General features: G+C 68.8%; 15 protein-coding genes and 5 pseudogenes. 12 read left to right on the top strand and 8 right to left on the bottom strand.

Translation table 11 applies throughout. The features are described from left to right. Nucleotides 1-185 precede the first annotated feature (185 nt). The 3 genes from ACFU53_RS22600 (at nucleotide 186) to ACFU53_RS22590 (ending at nucleotide 3,508) form a co-directional block, all read left to right on the top strand. Complete coding sequence (locus ACFU53_RS22600) at nucleotides 186-551, top strand: MerR family transcriptional regulator (RefSeq protein ID WP_362434046.1); 366 nt, start codon at nucleotides 186-188, stop codon at nucleotides 549-551. Between the two features lie 464 nt (nucleotides 552-1,015). Continuing rightward, nucleotides 1,016-1,846, top strand: a complete 831-nt coding sequence (locus tag ACFU53_RS22595) for an enoyl-CoA hydratase/isomerase family protein (protein WP_383995167.1) — start codon at nucleotides 1,016-1,018, stop codon at nucleotides 1,844-1,846. A 567-nt stretch (nucleotides 1,847-2,413) separates the two neighbouring features. Beyond that, nucleotides 2,414-3,508, top strand: coding sequence for a Gfo/Idh/MocA family protein (locus ACFU53_RS22590; RefSeq protein ID WP_383995164.1), 1,095 nt, complete (start codon nucleotides 2,414-2,416; stop codon nucleotides 3,506-3,508). Nucleotides 3,509-3,796: 288 nt separating this feature from the next. Here ACFU53_RS22590 and ACFU53_RS22585 read toward each other — a convergent pair whose 3' ends face one another. The 3 genes from ACFU53_RS22585 to ACFU53_RS22575 are packed head-to-tail and all read right to left on the bottom strand — an operon-like array spanning nucleotide 3,797 to nucleotide 6,918. Next, the gene (locus ACFU53_RS22585) at nucleotides 3,797-4,624 is read right to left on the bottom strand and encodes an amidohydrolase family protein (RefSeq protein WP_383995161.1); all 828 of its coding nucleotides are present in this window, start codon (nucleotides 4,622-4,624) and stop codon (nucleotides 3,797-3,799) included. Next, nucleotides 4,621-5,763, bottom strand: a complete 1,143-nt coding sequence (locus ACFU53_RS22580; protein WP_383995158.1) for a CaiB/BaiF CoA transferase family protein — start codon at nucleotides 5,761-5,763, stop codon at nucleotides 4,621-4,623. Before ACFU53_RS22580 ends, ACFU53_RS22585 begins: the two co-directional genes overlap by 4 nt. A 21-nt stretch (nucleotides 5,764-5,784) precedes the next feature. Then, nucleotides 5,785-6,918 carry an acyl-CoA dehydrogenase family protein gene (locus ACFU53_RS22575; RefSeq protein ID WP_383995238.1) on the bottom strand — a complete coding sequence of 378 codons (1,134 nt, stop codon included), beginning with the start codon at nucleotides 6,916-6,918 and terminating at the stop codon, nucleotides 5,785-5,787. 92 nt (nucleotides 6,919-7,010) lie between these two features. Here ACFU53_RS22575 and ACFU53_RS22570 point away from each other — a divergent pair, with 92 nt between their 5' ends. Then, nucleotides 7,011-8,072 (top strand): AraC family transcriptional regulator, encoded by a 1,062-nt coding sequence (locus tag ACFU53_RS22570; protein ID WP_383995155.1) that lies wholly within the window; start codon nucleotides 7,011-7,013, stop codon nucleotides 8,070-8,072. A gap of 74 nt (nucleotides 8,073-8,146) precedes the next feature. Here the strand turns inward: ACFU53_RS22570 and ACFU53_RS22565 are convergent, their stop codons facing one another. Both ACFU53_RS22565 and ACFU53_RS22560 read right to left on the bottom strand, forming a co-directional pair. After that, on the bottom strand, nucleotides 8,147-8,560 hold the full coding sequence (locus ACFU53_RS22565; RefSeq protein WP_383995152.1) for a transposase: 414 nt from the start codon (nucleotides 8,558-8,560) through the stop codon (nucleotides 8,147-8,149). Continuing rightward, the gene (locus ACFU53_RS22560; RefSeq protein WP_383995149.1) at nucleotides 8,561-8,878 is read right to left on the bottom strand and encodes a hypothetical protein; all 318 of its coding nucleotides are present in this window, start codon (nucleotides 8,876-8,878) and stop codon (nucleotides 8,561-8,563) included. Nucleotides 8,879-8,901: 23 nt separating this feature from the next. Here ACFU53_RS22560 and ACFU53_RS22555 point away from each other — a divergent pair. The 5 genes and pseudogenes from ACFU53_RS22555 to ACFU53_RS22535 all read left to right on the top strand — a co-directional run. Further along, nucleotides 8,902-9,598, top strand: a pseudogene (locus ACFU53_RS22555) (IS701 family transposase); the annotation flags it as partial. Between the two features lie 107 nt (nucleotides 9,599-9,705). Next, nucleotides 9,706-10,347, top strand: a pseudogene (locus tag ACFU53_RS22550) (DDE-type integrase/transposase/recombinase); the annotation flags it as partial. Nucleotides 10,348-10,360: 13 nt separating this feature from the next. Further along, nucleotides 10,361-11,023: a Mu transposase C-terminal domain-containing protein gene (locus ACFU53_RS22545; RefSeq protein WP_383995146.1), complete on the top strand. Its 663-nt coding sequence runs from the start codon at nucleotides 10,361-10,363 to the stop codon at nucleotides 11,021-11,023. Between the two features lie 3 nt (nucleotides 11,024-11,026). Continuing rightward, a complete protein-coding gene (locus tag ACFU53_RS22540) occupies nucleotides 11,027-11,680 on the top strand; it encodes an AAA family ATPase (RefSeq protein ID WP_383995142.1) in 654 nt (217 codons plus the stop codon). Nucleotides 11,681-12,002: 322 nt separating this feature from the next. Beyond that, nucleotides 12,003-12,497 (top strand): annotated as a pseudogene (locus ACFU53_RS22535) (recombinase family protein); the annotation flags it as partial. A 32-nt stretch (nucleotides 12,498-12,529) separates the two neighbouring features. On the opposite strand, the gene ACFU53_RS22530 reads toward ACFU53_RS22535, so the two are convergent. Then, nucleotides 12,530-13,069, bottom strand: a complete 540-nt coding sequence (locus tag ACFU53_RS22530) for a GNAT family N-acetyltransferase (RefSeq protein ID WP_383995139.1) — start codon at nucleotides 13,067-13,069, stop codon at nucleotides 12,530-12,532. An 81-nt stretch (nucleotides 13,070-13,150) separates the two neighbouring features. Between ACFU53_RS22530 and ACFU53_RS22525 the strand changes: the two are divergent. After that, a pseudogene (locus ACFU53_RS22525) lies at nucleotides 13,151-13,297 on the top strand (transposase); the annotation flags it as partial. Between the two features lie 9 nt (nucleotides 13,298-13,306). Here ACFU53_RS22525 and ACFU53_RS22520 read toward each other — a convergent pair. Beyond that, nucleotides 13,307-13,984: a phosphotransferase enzyme family protein gene (locus ACFU53_RS22520; RefSeq protein WP_383995136.1), complete on the bottom strand. Its 678-nt coding sequence runs from the start codon at nucleotides 13,982-13,984 to the stop codon at nucleotides 13,307-13,309. Here ACFU53_RS22520 and ACFU53_RS22515 point away from each other — a divergent pair. Further along, the gene (locus ACFU53_RS22515; RefSeq protein WP_383995133.1) at nucleotides 13,910-14,623 is read left to right on the top strand and encodes an aldo/keto reductase; all 714 of its coding nucleotides are present in this window, start codon (nucleotides 13,910-13,912) and stop codon (nucleotides 14,621-14,623) included. The genes ACFU53_RS22520 and ACFU53_RS22515 overlap by 75 nt on opposite strands. Next, the gene (locus tag ACFU53_RS22510) at nucleotides 14,533-14,901 is read left to right on the top strand and encodes a hypothetical protein (RefSeq protein WP_383995243.1); all 369 of its coding nucleotides are present in this window, start codon (nucleotides 14,533-14,535) and stop codon (nucleotides 14,899-14,901) included. Before ACFU53_RS22515 ends, ACFU53_RS22510 begins: the two co-directional genes overlap by 91 nt. A 313-nt stretch (nucleotides 14,902-15,214) precedes the next feature. Here ACFU53_RS22510 and ACFU53_RS22505 read toward each other — a convergent pair. Next, nucleotides 15,215-16,285 (bottom strand): annotated as a pseudogene (locus ACFU53_RS22505) (lipid II:glycine glycyltransferase FemX); the annotation flags it as partial. Nucleotides 16,286-16,376 lie beyond the last annotated feature (91 nt).

Raw genomic sequence — 16,376 nt, 5'->3', positions numbered from 1 at the left:
TAGACATCGGCCGGATGACCGAGCCAAGATCGTTCGAAAGTCGACGGGCGCGTCCCCCTCCCTCCGGGCGACCCCGGGAAGACGTCTCCAACCGCTGGGGGACCCGAGGTGCGGGGCCTGCCCTACGATGCATGGTTGACATAAGTGTCAAGGTCAACCCGGAGGCCGAAAGTGAGGATGGTCATATGCGCATCGGAGAGCTGGAGAAGCTGACGGACACGCCGGCGCGGTCACTGCGGTACTACGAGGCGCAAGGACTGATCGTTCCGCAGCGGCTGCCCAACGGATACCGCGACTACGACGACTACCTGGTCGACCGGGTCATTCAGATCCGGGGACTGATCGACAGCGGAATCCCCACCCGGATCATCAAGCAGATACTGCCGTGCCTCGACAAACCCCGCGAGATCGTTGTCGAAGACGCCGACCCGGAACTGCTGGTACTCCTCGCACGCGAGCGTGACCGGATGACGGCCCGCATTCACTGCCTCACCCAGAACCGCGACGCCATCGACGGCTACATGAACGCCGTAGACGAAGCGACCACATAACGCAGCACCACCAGCGCCGCGCAGATCCAAGCCGGCGCACACCGCCGAGCATGGGACATCTCGCTCATGCCTGCACGGGCCCGGCGGGAGCTCTCCGCCGGATCCGGAGCGAAGGGCGGGTTTATGGCTGGGGCGTCATCAACTTCAGCACCCCCATCCTCCGCAGGTTGATGCGGCGCCACTGCAGGCCGGCGTACTGGCTACAGCCCGTTGTTTTTCACCAAGTCCGGTGCGTTGGCCGGGCCAGCGCGCTATTGGATCAAGATGGCCAGTGAAGAAGTCGTCCAGTGTCGACGCCGACACCCCGCCGGGGTGTCCGACCGGCCTCTTTGCGGATGCCCGGTCTCCCGTTTGACCTTGACACTGGTGTCAATGTTTGACCCTGGGGTGACGCACGTACGACTGACCTCGCGGCCGCACCACAGGTGTCCAGCCGCGATGGTCCTCTGAACGGAGTACACATCATGGCCGTCACCAATCGTCTGAGTGTCATCCGCCAGTCGCCCGCCTACTGGCGGATCGTCATCGACAATCCCCCGTTCAACCTTTTCGACCCGGAGATGTTCGCGGAACTGAACGTCCTGATGGACGAGATCGAGAACGACACCGATCTCAAGATCGTCGTCTTCGAGAGCGGGGACGAGGACTTCTTCGTCAACCACCACGATGTTGCGCGCGGTCACGGGGCGGCCGACCAGCCCGGTGGTGCGTCGTTCGACCACTGGCCGACCTTCGTGACCCGACTCGCACAGTCTTCCGTGATCAGCGTCGCAAAGATGCGCGGCCGCGCCCGAGCCCAAGGGTTCGAATTTGCCCTTGCCTGTGACATGCGCTTCGCATCGAGGGAACGGGCGGTGTTCTCACTGATCGAGGTCGCCGGCTCTTCTGTGCCGGGCGGCGGCGGCGTCGAATGGCTCGCCGCCCTGGTGGGACGCTCCAGGACCCTTGAGGTCGTCCTGGGCGCGGACGACTTCGACGCGGACATCGCCGAACGCTACGGCTGGGTCAACCGATCCGTTCCCGACAGTGAACTCGACGCGTTCGTGGACGCCTTCGCCGAGCGCGTGAGCCGTTTCGAGAAGCGCGCGCTGGAGGTCGGCAAGAAGCTGGTCAACGCGCGCGCCGGTGTTCCCTCGGAAGGGGATCTCTGGGTCTCGAACCATGTGCTTGCCGGGGTGGACGCCTGGCCCGAAGCGCAGGTGATGATGCCGAAGCTGAACGCCGCAGGCTTCAGTACAGACAAGGCGTTCGAGTTGAACATGGCCGAGCGTCTTGGCAACCTTCCGTCCGAATGACCGGGACCTGGGCGACCGGGCGGAGTGTGCGGCAGTCCTGCCAGCGGTGATTTGTTGACTGCGGTTCGGCGCGGTAGCAGGCCATCCAGTGGGCGCTTCGCCCACTGCCTGGGGGCCGCGACGACCAAACCCGAGGCCTTTCTCGACGCCGGCACAGCGTCGTGGGGTCCGTGAGCATCTCGCTGATCTGCTACTGCCGAGGGCCCCCCACACGACGCGCAGGGCGAGCCGGGGGACGAGCATGGCTCCTGAGCTGTGTTGTTGCGGGGCATGACGCGCACGTTGCGCATGCTGAGGGCATCGCCGCAGGCGCAAGCCTCGGCGGCATCCTCCTCAGCGGTACCGGTTCCGGCGTCCCTGATCTGGGAGCGCTCGCCATCCTCCTTATCGCCCTTGCCGTGGCCATCGCGGCACGCCAGCACGGCTTTCCCAACACCTTCAGGCGCCGCGACCGCGAGCCGGCCGGGTGAGCCGGTCACCGGCCTACGAACGTCGCCCGGGGACACACAAGTCCATCAGGCAGCACCGGGCTTGAGCGCCAAGCCCGTACAAATGAAGGAGCAGAGCATGAGTGCGCAGGCAATCCGGGTCGGGATCATCGGGGCCGGCGGCTGGGCCAGTTACGGGCACATCCCGGCGCTGCGGACCCTGCCGGAGTTCGAGGTGGTCGCCGTGTCGGCGCGCCGCAAGGAGTCGGCGCAGCAGGCGGCCGAGAAGTTCGGCATCCCGCGCATGTACGGCGACGCCTTCGAGTTGATCAAGGACCCCGACGTCGACCTGGTGGCGGTGCTGACCCCGACTTCGCAGCGCGTGCCGCTCGTGAAGGCCGCCATCGAGGCCGGCAAGGACGTCTACAGCGAGTGGCCGCTCACCACCCGCACCTCGGACTCGGAGGAACTGCTCTCCCTGGCCGAGGCGAAGGGCGTCCGGCACATCGTCGGACTCCAGCGCCGCCAGGGGCCCGCCGCCCGCTACGCACGGGACCTGGTGGCCCGCGGCTACGTGGGGGATGTGCGTGCTGCCCGCATCTCGGTCGGCGTGGACGCGTTCCCGCCCGTCATGCCGGAGAAGGTCGCCTGGACCTTCGACGTCGACGCCTTCACCCACGTGCTGTCCATCTACGGCGGGCACTTCCTCGACGTGCTGTTCCAGATCGTCGGACCCCCCAAGGACCTCACCTCGATCGTCGAGACCCAGTATCCCGAGCTCACCGTCCTGGAGACCGGCAAGACCGTGCCCTCCGCCAAGCCCGACGAGGTCATGGCCATCGGCACCCTGGAGAACGGCGGCCTGTTCTCCGTCCAGCTGGAGGGCGCTCAGAAGTTCCCGACGGGCCTGCAGATCGACATCACCGGCACCGAGGGCGTCCTGCGGCTCACCAATGACAGGGCCTTCGAGAACACCGAGGACAACACCATCCACGGCGTCAACGCGGACAGCGGCAACAGCTCCGCGCTCGCGGTGCTGCCCGTTCCCGAGAAGTACCGGCACCTCCCGGACACCTCTCTCGACGAGAGCGTGCAGGACCTCGCCCACCTGTACGCCGCGTTCGCCCGCGACAAGGCCAACGCCACCACCGAGGCGACCACCTTCGCGGACGCCGTACGGCAGCACCACCTGATCGACCAGATCCAGCAGTCGTCAAAGATGCACTCAGCGTAAAGACGCATGGCTGCTGCGCCCGGCGTTAAAGCAAACGGCCACCGATCTGCCAGCCACGACTGTCCGGGCGGAAGTTCCCACCGGGAGTCCGCTGCTGGTCATCGGTGCATCTTCCTTGATCAGGAGTTACACCGAACGTTTTACAGTCCCGGTCTTTGATGAAGCGGTGAGGATGAGCAGCCTTGACCTCGGATTCCGTGTAGCCGGTGAGTCGCGCACCCATGAGCCGGCTGAATGGCTGCGAGGTGAGGGCCTGCTCAGCGGTCTCCAGCGTGTAGCGGACGGGCGTCACTCGGCTTTCGCCTCGCCGAGTCCGAAGATCCGCTGCGCGTGACCGTGAAGGTAGAGATCGGCAGCGGTGTCGTCGAGTCCCAGCTGATCGAGATCGGCGAGGGCCTTGTCGGCCGTGATCATGGGGTAGTTGGTGCCGAAGAGGACCTTGTGACGGCTGCTGCGCATGTAGGCCACCAGTTCGGGCGGGATGCGCTTGCTGGTGTAGGCGGAGGTGTCGATGTAGACGTTCTCGTGCTTGCGGGTCACGGCAATCATCTCCTCCGTCCACGGGTAGCCGATGTGGCCGCCGACGATGGTGAGTTCGGGGAAGTCGAGTGCCACGTTGTCCAGGTACGGAATGGGGCGGCCGGTCTCGGATGTGCGCAGCGGGCCGGTGTGGCCGACCTGAGTGCAGAAGGGGATGCCGAGTTCGACGCACTCGGCGTACAGCGGGTAGTAGCGGCGGTCATCCGGCGGCCAGCCCCACAGCCACGGCACGACCCGCAGCCCTATGAAGCCCAGCTCGTGGACGCAGCGGCGCAGTTCCCGCACGGCTTCCATCGGCTTGCGCAGGTTCACGGAGGCAAGGCCGGCCAGGCGGTCGGGGGCGTGGGCGACGAAGGAGGCGACCTCGTCGTTGGAGATGAGGGCACCCTCAGGGCCGTACCAGGCGCTGAGCAGGGAGATGTCCACGCCGCCGGCGTCCATGGCAGCGAGGGTGAGGTCGACGGGAAGTTCCTCGGTGAGGGTTTCGGCGCCGGTCCAGCGGCGCAGGGAGGCGAACATGTCGTGCTGGATGAAGCGCAGGGTGGGGTGCTGGGCCCACACGTCGATGACGGTCATCGCAGGGTGCCTTCCTTTCGCAGGTCGTTGATCTCGTCGGTGGTCAGGCCCCAGTCGGCGAGCGCGGTGTCGGTGTGTTCGCCGGGCCGGGGCGAGGGGGAGGCGATGGTGGCGGGGGTGCGCGACAGGCACGGGGCGGGCGACGGCTGGAGCTGGCCGGCCACCTCGGTGAAGGTGCCGCGGGCGAAGTTGTGCGGATGCAGGTGCGCCTCGAACGGGCTGAGCACCGGGGTGACGCAGGCGTCCGTGCCGTCGAAGACCGAGGCCCACTCGTCCCGTGTGCGGGTCGCTAAGACAGAGGCCATCCGCGCCTTGACGGTGGGCCAGGCGGCGCGGCCGTGCTGGGCGGGCAGGTCTTCTGCTGCGAGGCCGAGGCCGGTAAGGGTCTGTGTCCAGAACTGCGGTTCGATCGCTCCGACGGCGACGAACCGGCCGTCGGCGCAGGCATAGGTGGTGTAGAAGGGTGCGGAGCCGTCGAAGAGGTTGCCGCCGCGCCGCTCCTGCCACAGACCCTGGTCGCGCAGGCCATGCAGGATGGCCGTGTTCAGCGCCGCGCCCTCGGTCATCGCGGCGTCCACCACCTGGCCGCGTCCCGATCTGAGCCGTTCCCACAGGGCGGCCAGGACGCCGACGGCCAGCAGCGGTCCGCCGCCGCCGAAGTCGGCGACGTAGTTCAGTGGCGGCAGCGGGGGCCCGTCGGACGGGCCGAGAGGCTCCAACGCACCTGACAGTGCGAGATAGTTGATGTCGTGCCCGGCGCGGTCTGCCAGCGGTCCGGACTGACCGTAGCCGGTGAGACGGGCGTAGACCAGGCGCGGGTTGAGCTCCAGGCAGGCGTCGGGGCCGATGCCTAGGCGTTCGCAGACACCGGGGCGGAAGCCCTCGACGAAGACGTCGGCGCGTTCCACGAGCCGCAGCACCGCCTGGGCTTCGCCCGGATGCTTGAGGTCGATCGCGGCCGAGCGACGGCCTCGAGCCAGGGGGTCCTGGGCCATGCCGTCGGGGGCCGGGGTGTCCGTGCGGTCGATGCGGAGCACTTTGGCCCCGAGGTCGGACAGGAGGGTGCAGGCGAAGGGTGCGGGTGCGAGGCCGGCGAGTTCCAGGACTCGTACGCCGCGCAGCGGGCCGGTCGTGGTCATGGCGGTTGCTCCTGTCCTGTTTCACAGGTCCATGGACCGGCTGATGATTTCCTTCATGATCTCCGAGGTGCCGCCGTAGATCCGCTGGATGCGGGCGTCGGCGTAGCGTCGGCAGATGGGGTATTCGCGCATGTAGCCGTACCCGCCGAACATCTGAAGGCAGTCGTCGACCACCTCCCCCTGCAGTTCCGTGGCCACGAGCTTGGCCTCGGCGGCCTCGTCGGCGGTCAGGCGCCCGGCGTTGTGCGCCAGGACGCAGGTGTCGACGAACGCCTGCGCGGAGGAGATCCGGGCGCGCATCGCGGCGAGCCGGAATCGGGTGTCCTGGAACTTCGTCAGCGGCCGGCCGAAAGCGGTGCGTTCCTTGACGTAGGCAATGGTCTCGCGCAGCGCCGCCTGGCACTCGGCGACGGCGCCCATTGCGACGACGAGTCGTTCGAGGGCGAACTGCCGCATCATCAGTACGAAGCCCTGGTCGGGGTCGCCCAGGACGTTGCCCGCGGGGATCCTGACGTCGTCGAAGAACAGCTCGGCGGTGTCCCAGGTGCGCAGGCCGAGCTTGTCGAGCTTACGGCCGCGGCGGAAGCCGGGCGTTGGGGACTCGACGAGGAACAGGCCGATGGAGTGCCCGTCGCCGGTGCGGGCGGCGACGATGACCAGGTCGGCGTTGATGCCGCTGGAGATGAACGTCTTGGCGCCGTTGATCACCCACTCGTCCCCGTCGCGTCTGGCGTGGGTGCGGATGCCGGCCACGTCGGAGCCGGTGCCGGGCTCGGTGATCGCGATGGCCACCAGTCCCTCCCCGGTGACCGCACGGGTCAGGTGGCGGCGTTTGTGCTCCTCGGTGCCGAACTCGGCAAGGTAGGGGGCGACGATGCCAGAGTGCAGCGGCACCGCGAAGCCGGACTCGGCGGCGAAGGCCAGCTCCTCGATCATGATCTGCTCGTAGCGCAGATCGCTCAGGCCCAGGCCACCGTAGGCGGGGTCGGCCCACGGGCAGAGCAGGTTCTGCTTGCCCGCCAGGCGCCAGACGTCCTTGCCGACGATGCCGTTCCGTTCCCACGTCGCCTGGCGCGGCAGGACCCCGTGGGCGATGAAGTCGCGCCACGCGGTCCGGTACGCGTCGTGGTCCTCGTCGAAGTAGCCGTCTCTGATCATGGGGCGACGGTAGGCCGGGCGAGGGGCGAGCCGTCATGACCGCAGTGCTCACAACCATTGACTTCATACGTCGCCTACGCTCGGCGGTCATGGCCGCACCACCCGTCCCGCAGGGCCTCCCGCCGTCTGCGCTCCTTGCCGGGATGTCCGCCCGCTCGGTGGCGATCCACCACGTACGGGCCTGCCTGTACGGAGCGGAGCGGCACGGCGTGGACACATCCGCCCTCGTGGCCCAGGCCGGTATCCCCCAGCAACTGTTGCATGCTCCGCTGGCCCGCGTGTCGCCTCAGCAGTTCGCCCGGCTCACCAAGGAACTGTGGTCCGTCCTGGACGACGAACTCCAGGGCTTCGGACCGAACCCGCAGAAGGTGGGCACGTTCGCAATGATGTGCCACGCCGTCGTCCACTGCACCCCCGACCTGCGTGCCGCGCTCGCACGCTGTGCCGCGTTCTACCGGCTCTTTCCCGGCGGGCCGCTGCTCACCATCGCGGAGTCCCCGGAGCACGGCGAGGTCAGGATTGTCTTCGACCTGGCGGCCTTCGACGATCCTGAGCACTACCTCGCGGAGTCGGTGACCGTGGTCGTGCACCGCTTCGCGGGCTGGCTGATCCGCCGCCGCATCGAGCTGGCCAGGGTCGAACTCGGCTACCCCGCACCGAACCACGTCCTGGAGTACGACCTGCTCTACGGCGCCCCCTGCCGCTTCGACGCCCCGCACACCGCCCTCGTCTTCGACCGCGCCGTGCTGGACCAGCCGGTGCTGCAGGACGAGGCGGGACTCCACGCCTTCCTGCGCCGTGCACCGGCGGACGTGCTGGCCCGGCTGGACTACGGCAGCACCGCGGCCGCCCGTGTACGGCGGCTGCTCGGGCAGTCGCTGCCGGACCGGATGCCGGCTCCGGCCGAGGTCGCGGAGCGGCTGGCCGTGAGCCCGCAGACCCTGCGCCGACAGTTGGCTGCCGAGGGAACGTCGTTCCAGCAGATCCGCGACCAGCTGCGACGCGACGTGGCCGTCACCGCGCTGGCGGCGGGGGCCATGTCCATCGAGGAGCTGTCCCAGCGCCTGGGCTTCTCCGAACCGAGCGCCTTCCACCGTGCGTTTCGGCGCTGGACCGGCTCCACACCCCGCGCCTACCAGCCCGGCAACTGAACCACCCACGGCCGCGCTCGGAGGCGTGGCCCGGGGTCAATGAGCGACTCTGTCGGGAATCTTGAGATTCGGGGTCATTTGCCTTGCCGCCACCACAGGGGGCGGGGCAGGCCGCGTGCGTCGAGGTACTGCTGGAATGCGGTGTGCGGGCGGGCACGGTAGGTGGAGTCGACGGGCTCTTGTTCGCTGAGACGTTCAACGTTGATCGCGAGTGCGGTCAGGACGTGTTGGACGTGCGTTTTGGCCAGGCCGCGGTAGCGGCACCGACGTCCTCGATGTCCGTCCGCGAACTCCTCGATGGTGCCTTCGGCCCCGGAGCGCAGGCCGTAGAGCCTGCGCCAGTTCGTGTCCTGCTGGTCGGCGCGGTTCTTGATCTGGAGTTCGTGCAGGCGGCGGGTCGGGAAGCACAGGCTGCGAAACGGGCCCGGGGTGCATGAGGTCTTCTCGGGGCAGCGGCCGCACTGGCGGGCGTCGAACCGGACCGCCACCTAGGTCGGCTCCGCCACCGGAAAGTCCTGCCAGTTGCCGCTGATCTGCCCGTTGGGGAAGGTGACCTCGCGTTGGTCGAAGTCGATGATGAAGTTGTCCCGCCCGAAACCGTCCTGGGCCCGGTGCTGCGGGCTGGTGCTGGGCGGAAGCGGTCCGATCAGGGTGACTCGGTGATGGCGTGCTGCGGCGTCCATGCCGGCGACGGAGGTGTAGCCGCCGTCGACCAGGTGCTGTCCGGGCAGCAGGCGCAGCCGCCTGAGGCGGGCGTGGATGCCGGGCAGGGCCTGGCTGTCCGCGCTGGAGACGACGGTGGCCACGTCGGTGATGACATTGACGCGTGTTGGTGGTGGCCGATGCCGGATACGGGCAGAACGCCGACTTCCGCGACGGGCTGGACGTCGGAGCATCGGCTACGTGGTGGCGATCCGCTCGGACGTGACCGCCCACCCGCACGATGCCGTGCCCACTGCCCCGCCCTGGTCCGGCAACGGTCGCAAGCCCCAGCCCCGCTACCGGGACAAGCCGTCCCCGGTGGCCGCGCTCGTGGCGGACCAGGGGCGGCAGGCGTTCACCGAGGTGACCTGGCGGGAAGGCTCCCGCGGGCCGATGCGTTCGGATTTCCTGTCCCTGCTGGTGCGGCCGGCCGGGGTCAGGTCCCGACGCCTCGCCCAGGCCGCCGCCACAGACGAAAACTGCTGGGACGGCGTCCTGCCCGACGTCACGCTGCTGGTCGAATGGCCCGCCGGCGCCGAGGCGCCCACCGGCTACTGGCTGTCCAACCTGCCCGACACGCTCTCCCTCGCCGAACTGGTCCGACTGGCGAAGATCCGCTGGCGCATCGAGCACGACTACCGGGAACTCAAGCACGGCCTCGGCCTGGACCACTTCGAGGGACGTTCCTGGACCGGGTGGCATCACCACGTCCCCCTGGTGACCGCCGCCCACGCGTTCCTCACCGAACAGCGCCTGGCCCCAAAAGCCGATACAGCGGGCTCACCCTCTCTACCAGATCCTCGACACCATCCAGGACCTGCTGAACTGCTGGACCGGAATTTGCACCACCTGCCACCGCCCCCTGCCCAGAACATCCACCACCAGCCCAAACCCAAGAACCAGAGCAACCTAACGGAGTCCTAGTAGGCGCATGTCACCCAACCGATCCCGGAACTACCGTCGGGTCACTCGTGCCCTGGTGTCCGGGCTTGGACTCCGGGGCCGGGAGACCGGCGGAACACAGGTGCGGGGGCGCGAAGGGCTGGCCCTGCGCCGCCCGGCACCGCACCTGACGTGGGTACACCGGAGGGTCGTCGAGGTCGCCAAGGATCAGGGCTGGCCCGTGCCCTCGTACAGCACGGTGTACTCCATCGTCCGCGCGCTCGACCCCTCCCTGGTGATGCTCGCGCACGAGGGGGCCAAGCGGTATCGGGAGGTGTACGACTTGATCCACCGCCGCGAGGCCGAGGGCCCCAACGCGATCTGGCAGGCCGACCACACCGGGCTCGACCTGTGGGTGATCGCCCCCAGCGGCAGGCCCGCCCGGCCCTGGCTGACCGTCGTCGAGGACGACTACTCCCGCGCGATCGCCGGGTACGCGGTCAACCTCGGTGCCCCCTCCGCGCTGAACACCGTGCTCGCGCTGCGACAGGCGATCTGGCGCAAGCCGGACCCGGCCTGGTACATATGCGGCATCCCCACCGTCTTCTACACCGATCACGGCAGCGACTTCACCTCCGCGCACATGGGGCAGGCCGCCGCCGGACTGAAGATCCGCCTCGTCTTCTCGCTACCCGGCCAACCCCGTGGCCGCGGGCAAGATCGAGCGCATCATGGACACGGTCAACACCCTGTGCCTGTCCGACCTGCCGGGATACGCGCCCCGCGGCACCAAGGACCGAGCCGGGCAGGCCCGGCTCAGCCTCGCCGAACTCGACCACGCCCTGGGCGCCTTCTTCGTCGGCACCTACAACCAACGCGAGCACGGCGAGACCGGACACCCGCCGCAGGCCCGCTGGGAAGCGGGCGCCTTCCTGCCCCACATGCCCGACGCACTCGAACAGCTCGACCTGCTCCTGCTCACCGTGGCCAAGCCCCGCAAGATCCACCCCGACGGCATCCACTTCCAGTCCCTGCGCTACCTCGACCCCGTCCTGGCCGCCTACGTGGGCGAGGACGTGACCATCCGCTACGACCCCCGCCACCTCGCGGAGATCCGCGTCTTCCACCAGGACCGCTACCTCACCCGCGCCATCTGCCCCCAACTGGCCGGCACCACCGTCTCCCTCAAGGACATCGCGGCGGCCCGCAACGCCCGCCGCCGCGAACTGACCGGCACCCTCAGACAGCGCACCAGCGTCGTCGACCGCCTCCTGGCCGTCCACACCACCCCCGAACCGCTCACTGGGGAACCGCCGCCCGAGCCCCAGGAATCCCGGCCCAGACTGCGCCGCTACCGGGAGCAGTAGGCCATGACAACCCCCGACGCAGAGCGCCACCAGGCCGACGATGAAGAGGTCCCCGCCCTGGCCGAGCCGGACGTCCCCGTCCCGGCCCCGTTCGTCATCACCAAGGAACACCGGCGCTTCACCGAATTCGCCGACGCCGTACGCCGGGACCGCTACATCGGCCTGTGCTACGGACCACCCGGTGTCGGCAAGACCCTCTCCGCCCGCCACTACGCGGGCTGGGACGAAGTCGCCCCCTACCTGGACGCGTTCACCCTGATCGACGGGCGCCTCCTTCCCGAGAGCGCGCTGACGGCGCGGACCGTCTTCTACACACCGGGGCTCTACAACACCCCGCGCAGTGTGCAGAAGACGATCACCTTCTACCAGGACCGCCTCAACTTCGCCGTCCAGCTCGCGACAGACTGCGGCCTCGGCGGACCGGACACGGCGGCACGCTTCACGACGCGGTCCGCCCGCAACACCGAACTCCTCGTAGTCGACGAAGCCGACCGCCTCAAGACCCCGAGCCTGGAACAGATCCGGGACCACTACGACCGCACCGGCGTCGGCGTGGTCCTCATCGGCATGCCCGGGATCGAGAAGAGCCTCGCCCGCTACCCCCCAGCTCTACAGCCGTGTCGGCTTCGTCCACCACTAACGGCCGCTCTCCCCTAACGAACAGCATCTCGTCATCGCCCGGCACTGGCCCCACCTCGCCCTGGACGACCTCGGAGACTTCACCACCGCCGAAGCGGTCGCCACGATCACCCGGATCACCAGGGGGAACTTCCGGCTCACCAGCCGCCTCGTCGCCCAGATCGAGCGCGTGATGGACATCAACCAGTTGTCGACCGTCACCGCCGAAGTCGTGGAGACCGCCCGTGAATCCCTCGTCGTCGGAGTCCTGTGATGGCCGCCCGCCTCATCGGCTACGGCCTCTCCACCCTGCGGCGACCCGGGCCCCGCCGAGGCCGGTGCTCTCCTCGCCGCCGGGTGCCACACGGTCTTCCTCGACATCTCCCACCGCACCACCGGTCCGCGACCTGCCCGGGACGCGGCCTTCCGGCACGTCCGTCCCGGCGACTGCATCGTCATCGTGCGGCTCTCCAGGTTCGCCGCCGGCCTGCGCAACCTGCACGACCTGCTCCACCAACTCCACGACGCACGCGTCGGACTGCGCTCCGTGGAAGAGCCGGTCGACACCACCGTGCCCGACGGCGACCTCGTCATCCGGGCCGTCGACGCCACCCTGCAACTCCGAACCGTATGGATCGCCGAAGTCACGGCAGAGGGACAAGCCGCTGCCCGTGCTCGCGGACAACGTGTTGGGTCACCCCCCAAGCTCACCCCTGAACAAGCTGATCTTGCACGCCAGATGCACGCCGCAGGCCACCCCGCCCCCAGCATCGCCGCCATGCTCAAGGTCGCGACATCGACCGTCTACCGCCTCGTACGGCAGCCCACGGACGCCGTCGAGGACGACGAGAACTGACGGCCGGCACACCACCCCTTTCGGGCACGGGCTCAAGCGGACGGCGTGACCGGAGACCGCAGGCCGAGCCACTGCTCGGCATCCCAGGCATGGAACCGCTCCACCTCGGTGAACCCCAGCTTTGCCGCGAGGCGCATCGAGCCGACGTTGGCGGTCTGGGTGGTGAGCACTATCGGCTCGCCGGGAAGGACGCCGTCGAACCAGTCGAGTGCCGCCGTGCACGCCTCGGCGGCGTATCCGAATCCCCATGCCCGCGGCAGGAACAGATAGCCGAGATCGGCCTTCCCCGCGGCAGCCGGGCGACTGTGCCCCGTCGCTCTCCTGAGCAGGATCTGACCGATCATCGCCCCGTCGAGATCAACGACGAAACTCCCGGGCCACCGCTCGGGTACCCCGGGCATCTCGCGCTCAAGCTCGTCACGCGGCCGGGGGCCGCCGAGGTAGGTGTGCACCTCTGGCGACGCCAGCAGCTCGACGAACGCTGCACGGTCCCAAGCTTCGGGCTCGCGAAGCACGAGCCGCTCAGTCTTGATCGGGGCAGGTGGCCAGGTGACGGACCCTAATTCAGTCATGGCGGGCAACCTATCGCGTGCCTGCAAACGCGCTTTCACAACTCACGAACCCAGCCACGGCTTCGGCGTCAGATACCGCTCTGCCCGGCCCGTGCGCCGAAACCCAACCGGCCCGGCCCCGGACGCCCGCTCGGCTCGAAGCATCAGCGCCCTGCCACCCGCTACGACGTGGGCAAGACGACCAGACGCCCCGGCACCATCGTCGAACGTGACCAGGTCAGACCATGAAGGACAAGCTCATCCGGCGAGCAGGGCGTGCACCCACTGGTCTTCGCGTTGCTCGATGTATTCGGCGTCGTTTCGCCAGGCGTCACCGTGGCCTTCAGCCCACAGCCCCGCCCAGGGTTGGACACCTTGGGCTGCCTCGTCTCGCAGGAAGTCGTGCATGGAACGCGTACGCCGCCCCAGCAGAGGGGCCAACCGACGGCGTTCGGACTCATCGAGACCGTACGCGTCGGCGAAGACTCGCAGTCGTTCCGCCGCGTCCGGGCGCTGCCAGTCTGGATGTGCGGACAGCGGGATGAACCCGTGAATGGCGTATGCGACATCCCACAGGACGGAGCCGGGACCTGCTGCGTCCCAGTCGATGAGGGCCCACCGCGTCTCGTCTGCGACCACGAGGTTCCAGGGGGCCAGGTCGTTATGGGCGATGATGTCGCTGCCCTCGGAAGGGATCAGTGTCTGCCAGTGCGCGTCGGACGGGGGCGTGAAGTCCTGCACGGCATCGTGGAAGTCGCGGATGAGGCGTGCAACGCGAGCCAGTTGTCGAGCGGGGTCCATCAGCGAAAACCGGTCGGGCCAGACCACATGTCCCGGCATGAAGGTCAGGACCTCACGTCCTTGATCGTCAATGCCGAGTGGGCGAGGCGCCGCGCTGAATCCCACCTCGTTCAGGTGGGCAAGCAGGGCATGCACGGAGGGAGTCCACGGACCGGCTGGACGGCGAACGGTGTCTCCGACGCGAACGACACCATCACTTACGTTGCCGCCAGGCAACGGCTGTTCATCTCGGAGGCGGCTGCCCGTGCGGCCGCCTCCGGCGCGCAGTGGATCGACACCGCCGCCCCCAACTACGCCACCGGCCGCGCCCACGACTTGCTGGCTCCGGCCTTGGCCGCACACCCGTCCCTGCGGATCGCGACGAAGACCGGCTACTTCACCGCGGTCACCGGCGCCGACGCCGTCAACGACGGTGTCCTCACCGAGGACCAGGCCGTCGCCGGGCACAGCCTCGCCCCGGACTACGTGCGCTGGCAGATACACCGCAACCGCGAGCAGCTCGGTCGCGAGCGGCTGGACCTGGTCCTGCTGCACAACCCCGAGCGGGCCCACCCCGGAGACCGTCACGCTCTGCACCGCGCAATCCGGGACGCGTTCGTCGTCCTGGAGGAAGCCGTGGCGGCCGGGCACGTGGCCGGGTACGGCATCGCCCGTGGGCGGGCCTGGAAGAGGAAGCGTTCACGGTGGAGGGCCTGCTCGCCCTGGCCGGTGAAGTCGCCGGGGGACAGCAGTACCACCACCTGGTCGCGGTCCAGATGCCGGTCAGCCTGGTGATGATGACGCCGATCGTCCAGGCCCTTCGCGGCCGGGGCCCGCTCCCGGCCGCCGCCGGCGCGGGCCTGCGGGTGATGGCCTCGGCTCCGCTGCACGGCGGCGAACTGCCCGGCATGGTCGGCCAGGAGCTCGCCGACCTCATCCGGCCGGGCCTGACCCCCGCACAGGCGTGCGTCCTTAGCGTCGCGTCATGCCCAGGAGTGACGACGTCCTTCTGGCCGCCTCTGGTGCGCCACACTGGAGTCAGGCGGTTGACGCCGTTGCTCAACCCTCCCTGACCGCCGCCAAGTTGCGGGAGATCACCGGTGTACTCGCCTCCCCCTGACCCCGGTACCGAACAGCGCATGCGCGCCCACCACGCCCGCGCCGCGAAGGCCCTGGACGTCCAGACCGAGCCGGGCGGGGAGTTCTGGGGGTGGGCCGGGCGCACCCTGGGAGCCCCGGCCCGCACCGCCGTCGGCCCCCCGGCATGGCTGCGGCTTTCCCGCGGCCGCCCGTGCCCCCAGGGTGTGAGGACCGCACTGCAGGCCGGGCAGGTCAACCGGCCGGTCTGTAGCTGGCGTTCCACGCTCACCGGATCGGTGTCGACGATCAGCACGGGGAGGCCGCAGGCTCAGCGTCGGGACAGGTGAGGTGGAGGGCCTTGTGCAGCGCCTTGTTGAGCGGAAAGTCCCACTCGCCGAGGTATTCGACGGCCTCGCCGCCGGTGCCGGACTTGAACCGCAGCAGTCCCAGCAGGTGGTTGCTCTCCTCCAAGGTGTCGGTGATGCCGCGGAAGTCGTAGACACCGGTGCCGAGCGCGTGGGCATCGGTCATCATCCGCCACTGGATGGCGTTGTTCGGCTGGACCTCGCGCTTGCGGCTGGTGGAGGCGCCGGAGGAGTACCAGACGTGCTCGCCGACGGTCAGCATCGTGGCCGCCGCGAGCACCTCGCCCTCATGGTGGGCGAGGTAGAGGCGCATGCGGTCGGGGTCCTCAGCTGTCAGCGCAGTCCACATCCGCTGGAAGTAGGCCAGCGGGCGGGGAATGAACCGGTCCCGCTCGGCGGTCTCCACGTAGATCTCGTAGAAGGCGGGCAGGTCTTCGTACTCGCCCTGGACGACCTTGACGCCAGCCTTCTCCGCCTTCTTGATGTTGCGGCGCCACTGCTGGTTGAGGCCCCGCTGGATCTCGTCCAGGGACCGCCCGGCGAAGGGCACTTGGAAGACGTAGCGCGGCTGGCCCGCGGCGAAGCCGTCCTCGCCGCCGGGCTCGGTCTGCTGCCAGCCCATCCGGCGCAGCCGGTCGGCGATGTCGAAGGCCCGCGGCTCGTGCACGGTCGCCTCCACATCCCGCAGCCGCCCCGCCTGCGGGTCGGCGATCGCCACCTTGACCGCCTCGGCACTCCAGCGGCGGGCCACCACAGGCGGCCCCATCTTCACCGAGAACGCCCCCCGCTCCTTCAAGTACGCGAGCATCGGCTCAAGCCACCGCTGAAGATCCGGCGCAACCCAGTCGATGACCGGCCCCTCGGGCAGGTAGGCGAGGTACCGCTTCAGCTTCGGCAACGGCCGCAGCAAAACCAGGCCCACGCCGACGAGACGGTTACTCTCGTCGAACCAGCCCAGGCTCTCCGACCGCCAGTCCGGCTTCACATCTCCCCACGAGGGAACCTGCATGTGTCAATCCCCTCGAACTGTGGAGACCTTCCTATGCAGCCAGCTCCTCGGTGAAGCTGGCCCAGTAGTCGTGTTCGTAGTCGATCGGGCTCTT

The sequence above is a fragment of the Streptomyces sp. NPDC057474 genome, from assembly GCF_042802555.1.
Lineage (GTDB): Bacteria > Actinomycetota > Actinomycetes > Streptomycetales > Streptomycetaceae > Streptomyces.
This window is presented reverse-complemented; position numbering and strand designations above follow the sequence as displayed.